16 protein-coding genes and 1 pseudogene are annotated in these 17,173 nt (G+C 71.0%); 13 read left to right on the top strand and 4 right to left on the bottom strand.

Going from position 1 to position 17,173, the window contains the following annotated elements; all coding sequences use genetic code 11:
• The first annotated feature begins 61 nt into the window (after positions 1-61).
• On the top strand, positions 62-697 hold the full coding sequence (locus ACI2L3_RS17740) for an RNA polymerase sigma factor (RefSeq protein WP_404753255.1): 636 nt from the start codon (positions 62-64) through the stop codon (positions 695-697).
• Complete coding sequence (locus tag ACI2L3_RS17735) at positions 694-1,602, top strand: CU044_5270 family protein (RefSeq protein WP_404753254.1); 909 nt, start codon at positions 694-696, stop codon at positions 1,600-1,602. The genes ACI2L3_RS17740 and ACI2L3_RS17735 overlap by 4 nt, the downstream gene beginning before the upstream one ends.
• 45 nt (positions 1,603-1,647) lie before the next feature.
• Here the strand turns inward: ACI2L3_RS17735 and ACI2L3_RS17730 are convergent, their stop codons facing one another.
• On the bottom strand, positions 1,648-2,580 hold the full coding sequence (locus tag ACI2L3_RS17730; RefSeq protein WP_404753253.1) for an isopenicillin N synthase family dioxygenase: 933 nt from the start codon (positions 2,578-2,580) through the stop codon (positions 1,648-1,650).
• Positions 2,581-2,702: 122 nt separating this feature from the next.
• On the opposite strand from ACI2L3_RS17730, the gene ACI2L3_RS17725 reads away from it, so the two are divergent.
• Entirely contained in the window at positions 2,703-3,668 is a 966-nt protein-coding gene (locus ACI2L3_RS17725; RefSeq protein WP_404753252.1) for a DMT family transporter, read from the top strand.
• Here ACI2L3_RS17725 and ACI2L3_RS17720 read toward each other — a convergent pair.
• Together ACI2L3_RS17720 and ACI2L3_RS17715 are read right to left on the bottom strand one after the other, a co-directional pair.
• Positions 3,571-4,461, bottom strand: a pseudogene (locus tag ACI2L3_RS17720) (LysR family transcriptional regulator); the annotation flags it as partial. The gene ACI2L3_RS17725 and the pseudogene ACI2L3_RS17720 sit on opposite strands and share 98 nt — an antisense overlap.
• A 4-nt stretch (positions 4,462-4,465) precedes the next feature.
• Positions 4,466-4,780, bottom strand: a complete 315-nt coding sequence (locus tag ACI2L3_RS17715) for a PLD nuclease N-terminal domain-containing protein (protein WP_404753251.1) — start codon at positions 4,778-4,780, stop codon at positions 4,466-4,468.
• 89 nt (positions 4,781-4,869) lie between these two features.
• Between ACI2L3_RS17715 and ACI2L3_RS17710 the strand changes: the two genes are divergently transcribed.
• The 9 genes from ACI2L3_RS17710 (at position 4,870) to ACI2L3_RS17670 (ending at position 14,311) form a co-directional block, all read left to right on the top strand.
• Positions 4,870-6,324 carry a menaquinone biosynthesis decarboxylase gene (locus tag ACI2L3_RS17710; protein ID WP_404753250.1) on the top strand — a complete coding sequence of 485 codons (1,455 nt, stop codon included), beginning with the start codon at positions 4,870-4,872 and terminating at the stop codon, positions 6,322-6,324.
• Entirely contained in the window at positions 6,321-7,223 is a 903-nt protein-coding gene (mqnP, locus tag ACI2L3_RS17705) for a menaquinone biosynthesis prenyltransferase MqnP (RefSeq protein ID WP_404753249.1), read from the top strand. Before ACI2L3_RS17710 ends, mqnP begins: the two co-directional genes overlap by 4 nt.
• A gap of 25 nt (positions 7,224-7,248) precedes the next feature.
• A complete protein-coding gene (locus tag ACI2L3_RS17700) occupies positions 7,249-7,923 on the top strand; it encodes a UbiX family flavin prenyltransferase (protein WP_404753248.1) in 675 nt (224 codons plus the stop codon).
• A gap of 114 nt (positions 7,924-8,037) precedes the next feature.
• A complete protein-coding gene (locus ACI2L3_RS17695; RefSeq protein ID WP_030791839.1) occupies positions 8,038-8,493 on the top strand; it encodes an Lrp/AsnC family transcriptional regulator in 456 nt (151 codons plus the stop codon).
• Positions 8,494-8,555: 62 nt separating this feature from the next.
• Positions 8,556-9,719 (top strand): aminofutalosine synthase MqnE, encoded by a 1,164-nt coding sequence (gene mqnE, locus ACI2L3_RS17690; RefSeq protein ID WP_404753247.1) that lies wholly within the window; start codon positions 8,556-8,558, stop codon positions 9,717-9,719.
• An 87-nt stretch (positions 9,720-9,806) separates the two neighbouring features.
• Positions 9,807-10,100, top strand: a complete 294-nt coding sequence (locus ACI2L3_RS17685; RefSeq protein ID WP_404753246.1) for a DUF4229 domain-containing protein — start codon at positions 9,807-9,809, stop codon at positions 10,098-10,100.
• A 325-nt stretch (positions 10,101-10,425) separates the two neighbouring features.
• On the top strand, positions 10,426-11,826 hold the full coding sequence (locus tag ACI2L3_RS17680) for a dicarboxylate/amino acid:cation symporter (RefSeq protein ID WP_404753245.1): 1,401 nt from the start codon (positions 10,426-10,428) through the stop codon (positions 11,824-11,826).
• Positions 11,827-11,967: 141 nt separating this feature from the next.
• A complete protein-coding gene (locus ACI2L3_RS17675) occupies positions 11,968-12,615 on the top strand; it encodes a TetR/AcrR family transcriptional regulator (protein WP_404753317.1) in 648 nt (215 codons plus the stop codon).
• Positions 12,616-12,754: 139 nt separating this feature from the next.
• Complete coding sequence (locus ACI2L3_RS17670) at positions 12,755-14,311, top strand: alpha/beta hydrolase (RefSeq protein ID WP_404753244.1); 1,557 nt, start codon at positions 12,755-12,757, stop codon at positions 14,309-14,311.
• A gap of 21 nt (positions 14,312-14,332) precedes the next feature.
• Here the strand turns inward: ACI2L3_RS17670 and ACI2L3_RS17665 are convergent, their stop codons facing one another.
• Positions 14,333-15,211 (bottom strand): helix-turn-helix transcriptional regulator, encoded by an 879-nt coding sequence (locus ACI2L3_RS17665; protein ID WP_404753243.1) that lies wholly within the window; start codon positions 15,209-15,211, stop codon positions 14,333-14,335.
• A gap of 307 nt (positions 15,212-15,518) precedes the next feature.
• On the opposite strand from ACI2L3_RS17665, the gene ACI2L3_RS17660 reads away from it, so the two are divergent.
• Positions 15,519-16,937: an MFS transporter gene (locus ACI2L3_RS17660; protein WP_404753242.1), complete on the top strand. Its 1,419-nt coding sequence runs from the start codon at positions 15,519-15,521 to the stop codon at positions 16,935-16,937.
• Positions 16,938-17,173: the final 236 nt, after the last annotated feature.

Here is a 17,173-nt window from a genome sequence, read left to right as displayed (position 1 = left end):
AGCCGGTTCCCGTGATCCAGGTCACGGGAACCGGCTTCTTCCGTACGGACAGGTAGGAGGCGTGGAGACCAATGAGGGGGAACTTCAGGCACGGCACAGAGCGCTGCGCGTCCGCATCAGGGACGGGGACGCCGACGCCTTCGGCGAGCTCTTCGACGCGTACGCGCGCTCCGTCTACAACCACGCCTTCCGGCTGACGGGCGACTGGTCGTCGGCGGAGGACGCGGTGTCCCTCACGTTCCTGGAGGCGTGGCGGCTGCGGGACAGGGTCGACGTCGACGGCGGCTCGCTGCGGCCGTGGCTGCTCGGCGTCGCCACGAACGTCACCCGCAACACGCGCAGGGCCGCGCGCCGGCACGCCGCCGCCGTGGCGCGGCTGCCCCGGGACGAGGTCGTCGCCGACTTCGCGGACGAGCTCGCCGGGCGCATCGACGACGAGGAACAGCTCTCCCTCGTCCGCACGGCACTGGGCCGGCTGCGCCGCGCCGAGAGGGAGGTGCTCGCGCTGTGTGTCTGGTCGGGGCTCGACTACGTCTCCACGGCGGCCGCGCTCGGCATCCCCGTCGGGACGGTGCGCTCCCGGCTCTCCCGCGCCCGGGCGAAACTCGCAAAAGCCCTGGAACCAGCCAAGAGGTGCGGACAGGTAAGAGGTGACCGCACCACCGCGGTCAGGCCCGTCAAGGAGGGAAACCGATGAACGACTTTCCCGAGCGCGACCTTCCGCCGGGCCGTCATCACCTGCTCAAGGAGCACCTGTTGACCGAGATCCGGCAGAAGCGGAACGAGAACAGCCGCAAGGTCTGGTTCCGGCCCGCGCTCGTCGCGGGAGCGGTCGCCGCGACGGTGGTGGCGGGCGTCCTGGTCGCCTCGCCGTTCGGCGACCGGGCGGCGCAGGCGGGGCCGCCGTCGAAGGAGACCGTGCGGATGCTGGAGGAGATCGCCGCGGCGGCGAAGGCGCAGCCCGCACCGAAGGGCCTGCGCGACGACCAGTTCGTGTACATCAGGACCAAGGAGAGGTACATGGAGTCGGGCAGCGACGAGAAGTCCCGCATCCAGCCGCTGCACGTCCGGGAGTACTGGAACTCGGTGGACGGCAGGCACACGGAGGTGATCAACGACCGTGTCGACGGCTTCGACCACGAGCGGTTGCCGCCGGACCCGCCCCTCGTGGAGGGCAACTCCCACTACCGCAGCCTGCAGAAGCTGCCGACCGACCCGGTCAACATGCGGGACTGGCTCTACCGGGTGGCCACGGGCGGCGAGAGCAAGGACCAGAACGCGTTCGTCCAGGTCGGCGACATGTGCGGTGCTCTGATGCCGCCGAAGCAGGCCGCCGCGCTCTACCTCGCCGCGTCGACGATCCCCGGCGTCGAGGTGCGCGGGGACGCGGTGGACGCGGTGGGGCGGCACGGGGTGGCCATCACCCGCGAGAACGACGGCCAGCGCCAGGAGCTGATCTTCGACAAGAAGACCAAGCAGTTCCTCGGCGAGCGGCAGGTGGCGGTCGAGGACCTGCCGACGGGCTTCAAGAAGGGCACGGTGACCGCCCACACCGCCGTCCTGGAGCGCGTCGTCGTCGACAAGGCGGGACGGCGCCCCTAGGCACGTGCGAGTGCCGGGGCCGCGGGCGGGGGTGCCGCGGCCCGGTCACTCCACCGTGATCGCGTCCAGCTGCCCCCGCAGGTACACGTGCGAGTCGATGCCCTTCACGTCCGTGCCCGGGTCGCACTCGTAGAAGTACACGAGGGACATCAGCTCCTCGGCGGGCAGGTCGGCGGGCGGGGGCAGGACGCGGTGGCGGCCCGACTGCCAGCGGTCGCCGGTCCAACGCGCCATCAGGTCACCGATGTTGACCGTGAGCGCCGCCGGGTCGAACGGCGCGTCCTCCCAGCCGCCGTCCTCCGTGAAGACCTGGAGGCCGCCCCGGCCCGCCTCCCGGTCGAGGACGGTGACCGTGCCGAAGTCCGTGTGCGGGCCGATGCGGAACTGGCCCGGCTCGGGCTCGCCCACCCGTTCCCGCCCCGGATACCAGTTGATGTTGAAGCCCCAGGTGGGGTGGCCGGTGTGGCGGGTGAAGAAGTTCTCGCCCTCGCCGAGGGCCACGCCGAGGAGTTCGAGGAGGCGGTCCGAGAGCGACCGCATCTCCCGCAGGTACGTCTGGACGAGCGCCCGCAGCTCGGGCGTCTCCTCCGGCCAGGTGTTGGGCGTGAACCACTCGGCGTCCACGGCCGGGTTCCCCGTCGGCTCGTCCGCCGCGAACGACAGCGACTCCTTGAGGTCCGGGGGAGCGGCCGTCCCCTCCGCGTAGCTGTTCGCCTCCGCGCCGGGGCCGAGCCAGCCGCGGCCGCCGACCTTCACCGCGTACGGCTGCTTCGCCCCGGCCGGCAGGTGGAAGAAGCCGCGGGCCGACGACCGGATCGCCGCGCGCAGCGCCGGGTCGACGCCGTGCCCGGTGATGAGGAGGAACCCGGCGGTCCGCAGGGCCTCGTCGACGGTCCGCGCCGTCCGCGCGCGGGCGTCGGGGGCGCCGGAAAGCCACGGCCGCAGGTCGACCGTCGGAATGCGGGATGCGCTGCTCATGCCTCCCATCGTGCCCACGTGAGGCCCCGGTCAGGCCTCATCGACAGCGCCGATGGAGCCATCGGGAGGACGCCCCACTGGCGCGTGGACCAGCACATACGCCCGCTCGTAGCTTCATGGGCATGACCTCAGCCAAGCTTTCCGAGCGCACGGGCACGGCCCAGCTCACCGCCGCCATGATGCTGTCCGGCACTCTCGGCATCTTCGTCGTCGAGTCCGGCGCGTCCGCCTTCAACGTCGTCTTCTTCCGCGTCCTGTTCGGCGCCCTAGCCCTCGGCGCGTACGCCTACGCCCGCGGCTACTTCCGCAACCACGGACTCACCCCCAAGAAGCTCGGACTCGCCGCGCTGGGCGGCGTGTTCATCGTCTTCAACTGGGTGTTCCTCTTCAAGGCGTACGAGGCCACCTCGATCTCGCTGGCCACCGTCGTGTACCACACGCAGCCGTTCTTCCTGGTGCTGCTCAGCGCCGTCGTCCTGCGTGAGCGGCTCTCCCGAGCGCAACTGGGCTGGCTCGTCGCCGCGTTCGCGGGGCTCGTGCTGGTGTCCGGGGTGCGCCCGGGTGACGCGGGCTCGCTCGCCGGCATCGGCCTCGCGCTCCTCGCCGCCGTCCTCTACGCCCTGTCCACCCTCGTCACCAAGCGCGTCACCGGCGTGCGCCCGCACCTCATCGCCCTGGTCCAAGTCGTCGTTGGCATCCCGCTGTTGCTGCCCTTCACCGACTTCGGCGCGATGAGCGGCACGGGCGCCGGGTGGGCCTGGCTCGCCGGGCTCGGCGTGATCCACACCGGCCTCATGTACGTCCTGATGTACGCGGCGTACGCCAAGCTGCCCACCGCCAAGATCGCCGTGCTCGCCTTCACCTACCCGGCGGTCGCGATGGTCGCCGACTGGGCCGTCTACGGCCACCACATCGGGCTCGTCCAGGCGCTCGGCGTCCCGCTGATCGTCCTCGCCAGCCTCAAGGTCACGCTGGCCCGGACGGCGAACCCTGCTCCCGCACGAGCCGCACGGCCTGCTCCACGAACAGCCGCACCCGCGGCGGAAGACGCTTCCCCGACCGCCACGCGAGCTGCGTCCACAGTGTGAACGGCGGCTCCCACGGCAGCCGTACGAGCGTGCCCTCCGCCAGCTCCCGCGCCACCGCGACGGCGGGCAGCAGCGCCACTCCGAGCCCGCCCGCCACACCCTGCTTCGTCGCCTCGATGGTGCCGAACTCCATGAACGGCGGGGGCGCGCCGGTCCGCTCCCGCAGCTCCGCCTCGAAGAGGTCCCGGTAGGGGCAGCCGGGTTCGGTGCCGACGAGCTGGGCGGCGGCCAGATCGTCCGTGGTGAGCTCCGCCGCTCCCCGCGCGGCCAGCGGGTGGGCCGGGGCGCAGACCAGGACCAGCGGCTCCTCGGCGAGGACCTCGCTCTCCAGCCCCTGGTGCGCGGTCTCCGGCTCCATCAGGAACCCCACGTCGTACGTCCCCTGCCGCAGCGCCTGCCGGGTCTCGTCGCCCAGCGTGGGGCGCAGCGAGAGCCGCACCTTCGGATAGCGGTGGTGGAAGAGTTCGAGGAGCGGCGGAAGCCGGTAGGAGGTCAGCGACTCCATCGTGCCGACCGCGATCGCGCCGGACGGTTCCTCGGCGTCGACGACCGCGGCCCGCGCCTCGTCGGCGAGGTCGATGAGCTGCCGGGCGTAGGGCAGCAGCCGCTCGCCCGCCTCGGTGAGCCGGATCCGGCTGCCGAGCCGGTCGAAGAGCTCGGTGCCGAGGGAGCTCTCCAGGGCGCGGACCTGGCTGGTGACGCTGGACTGCGCGTACTTCAGCTCGGTGGCGGCGCGGGTGAAGCTGAGGACGGTGGCGACCTTCTCGAAGGTCACGAGGAGCCGCAGTTCCATCGGCTCAGCCCTCGTCGCCCTTGTCCCGCTTCTTCTCGTCCGGGTCCTCGTCCCGCAGGGACTTCAGGAACTCCGGATTGTCGTCGGGCGCCACCCACCGGGTCCGGCCGCGTCCGCCGCCGGCGGCGGGGGTGTGCCGCACCTTGCCCGTGACGAACCAGGCGATCGGGCCGAGCAGCACCTCTCCGAAGAGCAGCACGATGATGACCCACACCACCTTGGGCAGATGCCTGACCTCCTTCTCCGGAGTGTTCAGGACATCGATGAAGGCGTAGATCCACACCGCCAGGACCAGCAGGAACGGCAGATACCTGAGCATGGTGGCGGGGTCCCCCAAGCGATGACGGCGGCAGGCGTGCAGCCCCCCGGTGACGGGGCCAGGGTAACCGGTGCCGGATACTGGAACGCATGGCTTACGACGATCTTCGCTCCCTGCTCCGGGCACTGGACCGCGAGGGCGATCTCAAGCGCATCAAGGCCGAGGTCGACCCGTACCTGGAGGTCGGCGAGATCGTCGACCGCGTACAGAAGGCCGGCGGGCCCGCGCTCCTCTTCGAGAACGTCAAGGGCTCCGCGATGCCGCTGGCGATGAACGTGTACGGGACGGACCGCCGCCTCCTGAAGGCGCTGGGCCTGAAGTCGTACGGCGAGATCAGCGACAAGATCGGCGGCCTGCTCAAGCCGGAGCTGCCGCACGGCTTCGTCGGGGTGCGCGAGGCGTTCGGGAAGCTCGGCGCGATGACGCACGTACCGCCGAAGAAGGTGAAGGATGCTCCTGTCCAGGAGGTCGTGCTCACCGGCGACGACGTCGACCTGGAGCAGCTGCCCGCGCTCTTCACCTGGCCCGAGGACGGCGGCTCCTTCTTCAACCTGGGCCTGACCCACACCAAGGACCCGGACACCGGGGTCCGCAACCTGGGTCTGTACCGCCTCCAGCGCCACGACAAGCGCACCATCGGCATGCACTGGCAGATCCACAAGGACAGCCGCAACCACTACCAGGTGGCCGCCCGCCGGGGCGAGAAGCTGCCGGTCGCGATCGCGTTCGGCTGCCCGCCGGCCGTGACGTACGCGTCGACGGCGCCGCTGCCCGGCGACATGGATGAGTACATGCTGGCCGGGTTCATCCAGGGCAAGCGCGTCGAGATGGTCGACTGCAAGACGGTCCCGCTCCAGGTGCCCGCGCACGCCGAGGTCGTCATCGAGGGCTGGCTGGAGCCGGGCGAGATGCTCCCCGAGGGCCCCTTCGGCGACCACACGGGCTTCTACACGCCGCAGGAGCCGTTCCCCGCGCTGAAGATCGACTGCGTGACGATGCGGCAGCGGCCGCTGCTCCAGTCCATCGTCGTCGGCCGCCCGCCGACGGAGGACGGCCCCCTCGGCCGCGCGACGGAGCGCTTCTTCCTGCCGCTCCTCAAGGTGATCGTCCCGGACATCGTCGACTACCACCTGCCGGAGTCGGGCGGCTTCCACAACTGCGCGATCGTCTCGATCGACAAGAAGTACCCGAAGCACGCCCAGAAGGTCATGCACGCCATCTGGGGCGCGCACATGATGTCCCTGACGAAGCTGATCGTCGTGGTGGACAAGGACTGTGACGTCCACGATCTGCACGAGGTGTCCTGGCGCGCGCTCGGCAACACGGACTACGCCCGTGACCTCACGGTCGTCGAGGGCCCGGTCGACCACCTCGACCACGCCTCCTACCAGCAGTTCTGGGGCGGCAAGGCAGGCATAGACGCGACGAAGAAGCTGCCTGAGGAGGGCTACACCCGGGACGGCGGCTGGCCGAACATGGTCGAGTCCGACCCGGCCGTCGCGGAGAAGGTCGACCGTCGCTGGAAGGAGTACGGACTCTCGTGACCTCAGCATCAGCCGCGCTCCCGCAGCCGGGACGCACCAAGGCCTTCCTGCGGCTCGTCATGATCGAGCACTCCGTGTTCGCGCTGCCGTTCGCGTACATCGCCGCGCTGACCGCGATGTTCCGGCTGGACGAGAACATCCACTGGGGGCGGCTGCTCCTGGTGACCGTCTGCATGGTCGGTCTGCGTACGTTCGCCATGGCGGCGAACCGGATCATCGACCGCGAGATCGACGCCCGCAATCCGCGCACCGCCCACCGCGAGCTCGTCACGGGCGCCGTGTCGGTGAAGTCCGCGTGGACGGGTGCGCTCATCGCGCTCGTGATCTTCCTGGGCGCCGCCGCGCTGCTCAACCCGCTCTGTCTGGCGCTCGCGCCCGTCGCGGTGATCCCGATGGTCGTCTATCCGTACGGCAAGCGGTTCACCAACTTCCCGCAGGCCATCCTCGGTCTCGCCCAGGCGATGGGCCCGGTCGGCGCGTGGATCGCGGTCACGGGCGAGTGGTCGGGCCTGGCGGTGATCCTCGGGCTCGCGGTCGGCGTCTGGATCGGCGGCTTCGACCTGATCTACGCCTGCCAGGACGTGGAGACGGACCGCGAGGTCGGCGTGAAGTCGGTGCCCGCGCGGTTCGGCATCCCGGCCGCGATCTGGGGCGCGCGCGGCTGTCACCTGGTGACGACGGCGCTCTTCGTCTGGTACGCCGCGGCCACGGACGCGGGCGTGTTCTTCTGGCTGGGCCTCGCGGTGGTCGCGGGTGCCTTCGTCTACGAGCACTCGATCGTGAAGCCGCACGACCTGTCCCGCCTCAACCGCGCCTTCTTCCAGGTGAACGGTTTCATCGGGATCGCCCTGTTCGCGTGCGCGCTGCTGGATCTGCTCGTACGCGGGCTCACCGTCTGAAACGCCGACGGATAGGCTGCACAGCGTGAACCCAGGAGACACGCAGCGTAGGCCTTGGATCGTGGGGGTGTCGGGGGCCTCCGGGACCCCGTACGCCGCCGCGGTGCTGCGCGCGCTGCTCGCGGCGGGGGAGAGCGTCGACCTCGTCGTCTCGCGGGCCTCGCGGCTGACGCTGCTCGACGAGACGGGCATCGCGTTCCGGGACGCGCACTGGCGGGACGACCTGCGGCAGTGGCTGGCGCGCGGCGCGGACGGCAAGCCGGGGGTGTTCGACCCCGACGTGTCCGACGTGCGGTACTGGGCCGCCGGTGATCTGGCGGCGGGCCCGTCCTCGGGGTCGTACGCGACGAAGGGGATGCTGATCGTGCCGGCGTCCACGGCGTGCGTGGCCGGGGTGGCGCTCGGGCTCTCGAAGGACCTGCTGCAGCGGTCGGCGAGCGTGACGCTGAAGGAGGGCCGGCGGCTCGTGGTCTGCGTGCGCGAGACGCCGCTGAACGGGCAGACGCTGAAGCACCTGGTGAGCCTGGACGACGCGGGCGCGATCGTGCTGCCCGCCTCTCCGGCGTTCTACGCGGGCGCGACGCACATCCAGGACCTGGTGGACTTCGTCGCCGGGCGGACGCTGGACGCGGCAGGGGTGCCGCACAGCCTGTACCGCCGGTGGAAGGGGGAGCTGGGTTCCGGCTCCCGGGGGGAGTAGCGCCTCCGGCTCCCTGGCGGTGCGCTCCGAGATTCGCAGGGTTTAGACCCTGTTGCGCCTTAGATTCTGCACATAGACTCGCGGTATCGCTGAATAATGAAAGGCATCGCACCTATGGACGCCGTGGACAGGCAGCTCATCCAGGCCCTGCGGGAGAACGGCCGGGCCTCGTACGCCGAACTCGGGCGGCTCGTGGGCCTCTCCGGGCCCAGCGTCACGGACCGGATCAACCGCCTCGAGGCGGCCGGTGTCATCACGGGTTACCGCGCGACCGTCGACTCCGCCTCGCTCGGCCTCGGCGTCATCGCCCTCATCGGCATCTCGCTCTCCGACGCCGCCGACCACGAGGACGTGGCGCGACGCCTGAAGGACCTGCACGAGATCGAGGACTGCTGGTTCATCGCGGGCGACGACTCGTACATGCTCAAGGTCAGGGCCAGCGACGTGGACGGCCTGGAGAAGACGATCCGCAGGCTCAGCGGCACGCGCGGGGTGTCCCGTACGCGTACGACGATCGTGCTCTCCACCAAGTGGGAGAACCGGGTCGGGGAGCTGCCGGAAGAGGAGTGAGCTCCGGGGCGTACCGTTGGCGTGAGTTTGTCGTAGGTGGCTGGAGAGGTAAGGGCGAGGGCATGGACGCAGGTCTCAAGCGCGAGCTGGAGCAGAAGGTCCGGGACGGCGAGCGGCTGTCCCGCGAGGACGGCATCGCGCTCTACGAGTCGGACGACCTGGCCTGGCTCGGCGGCCTCGCCCACGAGGTGCGCACGCGCAAGAACGGCGACGTCGTGCACTTCAACGTCAACCGTCACCTCAACATGACGAACGTGTGCACCGCGTCCTGCGCGTACTGCTCGTTCCAGCGGAAGCCGGGCGAGAAGGACGCGTACACGATGCGCATCGAGGAGGCCGTCCGCCTCGCCAAGGCGATGGAGGGCGAGAACCTCACCGAGCTGCACATCGTCAACGGCCTGCACCCCAACCTGCCGTGGCGCTACTACCCGCGTTCGCTGAGCGAGCTCAAGAAGGCGCTCCCGAACGTCTCCCTGAAGGCCTTCACCGCCACCGAGATCCACCACTTCGAGACGATCTCCGGCATGTCGGCCTCCGACATCCTGGACGAGCTGATCGAGGCGGGCCTGGAGTCGCTGACCGGCGGCGGCGCGGAGATCTTCGACTGGGAGGTGCGCCAGCACATCGTCGACCACCGCACCCACTGGGAGGACTGGTCGCGCATCCACCGCCTCGCGCACGAGAAGGGTCTGAAGACCCCGTGCACGATGCTGTACGGCCACATCGAGGAGCGCCGCCACCGCGTCGACCACGTCCTGCGCCTGCGTGAGCTGCAGGACGAGACCGGCGGCTTCCAGGTCTTCATCCCGCTGCGCTACCAGCACGACTTCGTGGACATGAAGGACGGCAAGGTCAGGAACCGCCTCCAGGCGCGCACCACCATGGCGTCCGGCGCCGAGGCCCTGAAGACCTTCGCGGTCTCCCGGCTCCTCTTCGACAACGTGCCGCACGTCAAGGTCTTCTGGGTCATGCACGGCCTCCAGACCACGCAGCTCGCGCTGCAGCACGGCGCCGACGACATGGACGGCTCGGTCGTCGAGTACAAGATCACGCACGACGCGGACAACTTCGGTACGCCGAACAAGCTGACCCGCGAGGACCTCCTCGACCTGATCCGCGAGGCAGGCTTCCGCCCGGTCGAGCGGAACACGCGCTACGAGGCGATCCGCGAGTACGAGGGACCCGACCCGATGCTGCGGGAGACCCCGCAGGCGATGCGGGTCTGACCCCCTTGCCGGGGACGAGCCCTCTCATGCTTCACTGGAGAGGCTCGTCCTGCTCGGGCCCATTTCGGAACGGAAGAGTGGATTGACATGCTCCGCTACACGCTGATGCGCCTCGGAATCTTCGTGGGTTGCTTCTTGGTCGTCTGGGGCCTCGTCTACTCGGAGATCCTGCCGCGGGGACTCGGCGACTCCAACCTCCTGTGGGTGCTGCTGCTCTCGCTGGTCGTCTCCGCGCCCATCAGCTTCGTGGCCCTCCGCAAGGAGCGCGACCGCGCCTCGGAGCAGGTCGTCGCCAAGGTCGACCGCGCCAAGGCCAACCTGGAGGCGAACCGCACCCAGGAGGACGAGGCGGACGACGTGGCGCGCGCCCAGCGTTCGTAACGTTCATCACTCTCACCGGAACCCCGGCGCTGCGGCGCCGGGGTTCCGTGCGTTCCGGGCATTCGCGGACGGGCGCTACCTCAAACAAGACCTTTGATGTTCTCAAAGCACGAGTGTTAACGTGTTTGTCATGAAGACAGCAGCAGCGCACCGCCACGCCATGAGCGTCCCGCTCGTGGCGCGCCTGCATGTCGACCTCTGCCGCTGCATGTCCGCGGCCTGTCACATCTGAACGTGACCCCCGCTGCGGCGGCGCTGCTGACCCTTCGCGGTCGCCGCTCCCGTACGTCCCCCTCACCCTGACTTTCCTCACCGGAGTGTGTCCGTGTCCGCGAACCCCGCGACGCCCGCCGACAAGGCCGGCAAGCCCGAGAAGCCCGAGAAGCACGAGCAGCGGGAGCCCAGCTTCCGGATATCCAAGTACCTCAAGATGCCGTTCTGGGCGCAGATCCTCGGCGGTCTCGTCCTCGGTGTCCTGCTCGGCTGGATAGCCCGCGACCAGGACGTCGACTGGCTCGTCACCACCCTCTCCAAGGTCGGTGACACCTTCATCGGGCTCCTGAAGCTGGCCGTCGCCCCGCTCGTCTTCTTCGCGATCCTGGTGTCGATCACCAACCTGCGGAAGGTCAACAACGCCGCACGGCTGGCCACCCGCACCCTGCTGTGGTTCATGATCACGTCGCTGATCGCGGTCGCCATCGGCCTCACCATCGGCCTGCTCACCAACCCCGGCTCCGGCACCGGCCTCACCCCCAAGGATGGCAAGGCCCCCGACCACGCCGGCTCCTGGATCGACTTCCTCACCGGGATCATCCCGACGGACGTCATCACGCCCTTCACCGAGCTGAACGTCCTGCAGATCGTCTTCATGGCCGCCGTCGCCGGTATCGCCGTACTGAAGATCGGTGACAAGGCCCAGCCCATCCTGGAGCTCAGCGAGTCCGTCCTCGCCCTGCTCCAGAAGGCCCTGTGGTGGGTCATCAAGCTCTCCCCGATCGGCACCGTCGGCCTCATCGGCTTCGCCATCGCGGACTACGGCTGGAACCTCATCAGCAAGTACGCGACGTTCACCGCCGACATCTACATCGGCTGCGCCCTGGTGATGTTCGGCGTCTACCCGCTGCTGCTCGCCACCGTCGCCAAGGTCAACCCGCTCCAGTTCTTCAAGGGCGCCTGGCCCGCGATCCAGCTGGCCTTCGTCTCCCGCTCCTCGGTCGGCACCATGCCGGTCACCCAGAAGGTCACCGAGCGCCTCGGCGTCCCGAAGGAGTACACGTCCTTCGCCGTGCCCTTCGGCGCGACCACGAAGATGGACGGCTGCGCCGCGATCTACCCGTCGATCGCCGCGATCTTCGTCGCGCAGATCTTCGACGTGAACCTGGGCATCAAGGAGTACCTGCTCATCGCGTTCGTCTCGGTCGTCGGCTCGGCCGCGACGGCGGGCCTGACCGGCGCCACGGTCATGCTGACCCTGACCCTCTCCACGCTCGGCCTGCCGATGGAGGGCGTGGGCCTGCTCCTCGCCATCGACCCGGTCCTGGACATGATGCGCACGGCGACGAATGTCGCCGGGCAGGCGCTGGTCCCGGTGATCGTCGCCGCCCGCGAGAAGATCCTCGACCACGAGGCGTACGACAGCGCGTCGGCGTCGCCGCTCGACGAGTTCGACGGGACCGACACCCCCGAGGACGCGGCACCGTCGCGTGCGGTGCCCGCCACCGTCTGAGTCCGTCCGAGTTCTCGGCCGAAGCCCCGTCCCGGGATTCCGGGGCGGGGCTTTCCGGTGATCGTGACCCGGCGTCCGTTGACCGTACGCTGACGTGTGGACGGACAGCGTGGGAAGGCGGGGGCCGGGGTGGGCGTGGGCATGGGCGAGAAGCGGCGGCAGAAGAGGATGCCGCGGGCCGTGCGCGAGCAGCAGATGCTGGACGCGGCGGTGCGGACCTTCGGGCAGCGGGGGTACCGGGCCGCTTCCATGGACGAGATCGCGGAGCTCGCGGGGGTGTCCAAGCCCCTCGTGTACCTGTACCTGAACTCGAAGGAAGACCTCTTCAGCGCGTGCATACGGCGGGAGGCCGCCGCGCTGGTCGCCGCGGTGCGGGAGGGGGCCGGCGGGGCCGTGGGGGAGCCCGCCGACCGGCAGCTGTGGGAAGGGCTGCGGGCGTTCTTCACGCACACCGCCGAACGGCCCGACGGCTGGTCCGTGCTGCACAGTCAGGCCCGGACGCACGGGGAGCCGTTCGCGGCGGAGGTCGCCGCGATGCGGGAGGAGATCGTCGCGTTCGTGACGTCGCTGATCGCGGAGGCGGCGCGGTCGGCGCACGGTGACCCGTCGCTGCCCGACCGGGAGGTCGCGGGGCTCGCGCAGGCGCTGGTGGGGGCGGCGGAGTCGCTGGCGGGGTGGGCCAACACGGACGGGTCCGTCTCGGCCAGGGAGGCCGCCGGCACGCTCATGAACTTCGCGTGGGCGGGGCTCGGGGGCCTGATGGAGGGGCGCCGGTGGTCGTGCCCCTGAGGGGCCTCCTGCTGGCCGGGGCGCGGTGCCGGGCGAAGGGTACCCGCAGGTCAGGAGCCCGGCCAGACGTATCTCCTGAACGGGCGAGGGGCGCGTGCCGCGCTTAGGGTGATCGAGGGGCACACCCTGGGAGGTTGCCGTGCGCAAGGCTTGTGCAGTCGCCGGCGTCACCGTGCTGGTGGTCGCGGGAGCGGGCGTGGCGGGCGTGCCGGGTGCCGTGGGCGCCAGTGGCGGCGGAGGCGGTGACGGACGCCCCGACCTGTCCCGTTTCTATACGCAGAAGATCAAGTGGGCCGCCTGTACGGGCGACACCGAGGCCATGGCGGAGGCCACGGGCGGCGCCGAGGACATCCGGTGCGGACACGTGACCGTCCCCATCGACTACGCGAAGCCCGGCGCCGGAACCGTCGACGTCCAGATGATCCGCATGAAGTCCAGCACGAGCGGCAAGCCGCGCGGCTCCCTGCTGCTCAACTTCGGCGGACCCGGCGGGCCCGGCGTCTCCGCGCTCGCGGGGGCGCAGAAGGACTTCGGCTTCCTGAGCAAGGACTACGACGTCGTCTCCTTCGACCCGCGCGGAGTCGGCCGGAGCGCCCCGGTCAGCTGCGGCGACGCCGAGGAGAGCACCGGCCCCGCGTCCGGCGGGGCGGAGGACGCGGCCGCCGTCCTGAAGGAGATGCGCGAGGTCGCCAAGGAGTGCGCGGCCAGGTCGGGACCCGTCCTGCCGCACATGGGCACCGTCAACGTCTCCCGCGACATGGACGTCATGCGGCAGGCCCTCGGCGACAAGAAGCTGAACTACCTGGGATTCTCGTACGGAACCCGGCTCGGCGCGGTCTACGCCGCCCAGTTCCCGAAGAAGGTCGGGCGGATGGCGCTCGACGGCGTCGACACGCTGACCGAACCCGTCGCCGCGCAGTCCCTCGCCACCGCCGAGGGACGCCAGACCGCCCTCGACAACTTCCTCACCTGGTGCACGGGTAACGCGGGCTGCGTCTTCGGCACGGACTCGCGTGCCGCGCGGCAGAGCATGGTCAGGCTCATCCAGGAGATGGACGAGATGCCGCTGCGGTCCATGAGCGGCGAGGAGTTCACCGGCCAGGACGTCGTCGGCGTCCTCGGCCAGGCGCTGTACAGCAGGCAGGCCTGGCCCGCGCTGTCGCAGGCCCTGGGGGCGCTGCTCGCGGACGGTGACCCGCGGGCGCTGATACGGATGAGCGGCGGTCTCGCCCACACGGCCGTGCGGGAAGAAGTCCCCGGCGACAACATGGCCGCCGCCCTCATGGCCGTGAACTGCGCCGACGATCCGGACCGGCCCGACGCCGCGCGCATAGAGAAGGAAGTCGGCAGGCTCCAGAAGGAGTTCGACGCCGCGTCGCCCGTCTTCGGCAAGTCGATGCTGACGCCCGTGCTGCTCTGCTTCGGGCGGCCTCCCGGGACCACGTACATCCGTGAGGAAGTACGCGACGTGCAGACGCCCAAGCTGCTGCTCGTCGGCACGCGCGGCGACCCGGCGACGCCGTACCGGTGGACGGAGGAGACCGCGCGGCGCCTCGGGCCGCAGGCCGTCGTCCTCGACAACAAGGGCGACGGACACACGGGTTACCTGGGGTCCGAGTGCGTGCAGGACAAGGTGAACGGGTTCCTGCTGTACGGGGAGACGCCCAAGACGGGGAGTTCGTGCGCGGCGGAGTGAGCCGAGTGAGCCGGCCGCCGGTCAGTGGGCCCGGGTCAGGCCCAGCATCGCCTTCTCGTCCGGGGTGCCCTGCGGAGCCTGGTAGACCACCATGCGCTGCCCGCCCGTCCTCGCCAGCGTCATCACCTCGTACGTGAGCGTCATCGCGCCCACCTTCGGGTGCTCGAACGACTTGGTGCCGCCGCCCCGCTCGCACACGTCGTACCGCTCCCAGATGCGGGCGAAGTCCGGTGACTTCAGGAGCAGTTCGCCGACCAGGTGCGTCAGCTGGGGCGAGTCGGTGTCCGTGCCGCCGATCGCGCGCAGGTGGGACACCGACCTGGCGACCGTCTCCTCCCACGGCCGGTAGAGCTCGCGGCCCACGGGGTGCAGGAAGACGTAACGGATCACGTTGCGCTGCTCGGCGGGCCACTCCCACAGGCCGGGGAGCAGCGCCTTGCCCGGGGCGTTGGCGGCCAGCATGTAACTGTGCCTGCTCACCACGTACGCGGGCAGCGGGGCCAGCGCCTCCAGTGTGCGGAGCGTGGAGTCGCGGACCGTGTGGTCGGCCGTCGGGTGCGGTTCCGTGAGGCGGCCCGATGCCAGCTCGGCCAGGTCGCGGAGGCGTTCGTGGGCGTCGCCCGTCAGGCGCAGGGCGCGGGCCAGGGCGTCGATGACGGCGGGGGAGGGATTGGTCTCACGGCCGCGCTCCATCCGCGTGTAGTAGTCGACGCTCACCCCGGCGAGGGTGGCGAGTTCCTCGCGGCGCAGGCCCGGCGTGCGGCGGATCCCCGCACCGGCGGGGAGCCCCGCCTCGGCCGGCGTCACCCTGGCCCGGCGGGCCCGCAGATACCGGCCGAGTTCCGTACCGGTGCTGGTGGCTCCCGGTCGCGCCGGGGCGCTCGCTGTGCTGTCCGTCATCCGTTCATTGTCCCTGGTGGGGTACGAGGGGCGGGGCCGGCCTGAGGGGCCGTGTGAGGGCCAGGAACGGGGGGCCCCTGTGAAGCGCGGCCTGCCACCGCGTCGGGATCGGGCGGAGAGTGGTCGCTGCTGCGGGGGGCTCGGCCGCCTCGGCCCAGGGGGTGCATGGCGCCGGGCCGCGGTCTTGGTGGCCGTGCCTTCCGCGGTGCCGGCGCTCGTGCCCCGGACCGTCGTGCCGCCGCACGGTTCGGCGACGGCCCTTTCCATACGCCACCCCGTGACGGGGTGGTCTCGCCATAGGAGTGACATGCCCACCGCAGTGCTGGCGCCCGGCCCCACCCAGGCCGGTGCCCGCCCCACCCGTTCCGCCCACCTCGCCCTCGTCGCCGCCCTGCTCGGGTTCGCGGTCATCACCATCGACGTCACCGCCGTGAACATCGCGCTGCCCGACATCCGGGACAGCCTGCACGGGGGCATGGCGGGGCTGCAGTGGGTCGTGGACTCGTACACGTTGATGTTCGCGGCGCTGATGCTGTCCGCCGGGGCGCTGGCCGACCGGGCGGGGGCGCGGCGGGCGTACGTGTGGGGCGTGGGGGTGTTCACCGCCGCGTCGTTGGCGTGCGCGCTGGCGCCCGGCATCGGGGCACTGATCGCGGCCCGGGTCGCGCAGGGCGCGGGCGCGGCCGTCGTGATGCCCGCCTCGCTCGCGCTGATCCGGCAGGCGTACGACGATCCGCGCCGCCGCGCCCGCGCCATCGCGCTGTGGACGGTGGGCGGTTCCGCGTCCGTCGCGGTGGGGCCCGTGCTCGGTGGCGTGCTGACGGAGACCGCCGGGTGGCGGTCCGTCTTCCTCCTCAACCTGCCGGTGGGCGCCGTGATCCTCGTCCTCCTCGCCCGGGTCGCCCGCTCCCCGCGCCGCCCGGCGCCGCTCGACCTCGCCGGGCAGGTGACGGCCGTACTGGCTCTGGCCGGGCTGGCGTTCGCGGTCATCGAGGGCGGGCACCTGGGCTGGGGCAGCGTGCCCGTGCTCACCGCGTTCGCCGTGGCCGTCGGCGCCGGTCTCGCCTTCCACCGCGCCGAGAAGCGGCACCCCGCGCCGATGGTCCCGCTGGGTCTGCTGCGGCAGCGGCCGGTCGCGGTCGCCCTCGCGGTCGGCTTCGCGGTGAACGCCGGGTTCTACGGAGTGACCTTCCTCCTCGGCCTCTACTACCAGCAGTTGCGCGGCATGTCGGGCATCGAGGCGGGCCTGATGTTCGTGCCGCTCGCCGCGTTCATCACCGGGACGAACCTCGTCTCGCCGCGGGCCGCCGAGCGGCTCGGGCGGCGCACGGTCATCGTCCTCGGGCAGGCGATGCTCGCCCTCGCCATGTTCGCACTCGTCCCACTGAACGCCGGTACGCCGCTGTGGCTCGTCCTCGTCCTGCTCGTCCCCACGGGCCTCGGCGGCGCCTTCGCCGTCCCCGCGCTGACCGCCCAACTCCTCGACAGTGTCCCGGGCGAACGCGCGGGCACGGCCTCCGGCCTCCTCAACTCGCTCCGCCAGACGGGCGGGGCGATGTCCGTGGCCCTGTTCGGAGCGCTCCTCGCGAGCGGAGGCGGTGGCGGTGGTGCCGGTGCTGGGGCCTCCGGGTTCTCCCTTTCCGGGATGCACACGGGGCTGGTCGTCGCTGGCGTAACCCTCTGCGCGACGACTGCCCTCGCGGCCTGGCTGCTCCCGCGCGACTGACCCGCTTCCCCGGACCGGGCCCGCTCCGGCCGGCCGGCGCGCTAGCTTCGGGGGGCGTGGCGGTGCAGGGGCGGGCGTACGAGGGGGCGGGATGGCGGGATTGTCCGGGGCTCGGCGGGCTGTGGTGTGGTGCGTCGCGGCGGGCGGCGCACTGGTCGCCGTGGGGCTGACGCTGGTGGCGTTCCTGGTGGACCTGGACACCGCGGACCGGACGGCGAGTCTCGTGGGAGCTGTCG

The organism is Streptomyces sp. NPDC029674 (genome assembly GCF_044903205.1).
Classification (GTDB): Bacteria; Actinomycetota; Actinomycetes; order Streptomycetales; family Streptomycetaceae; genus Streptomyces.
This window is presented reverse-complemented; position numbering and strand designations above follow the sequence as displayed.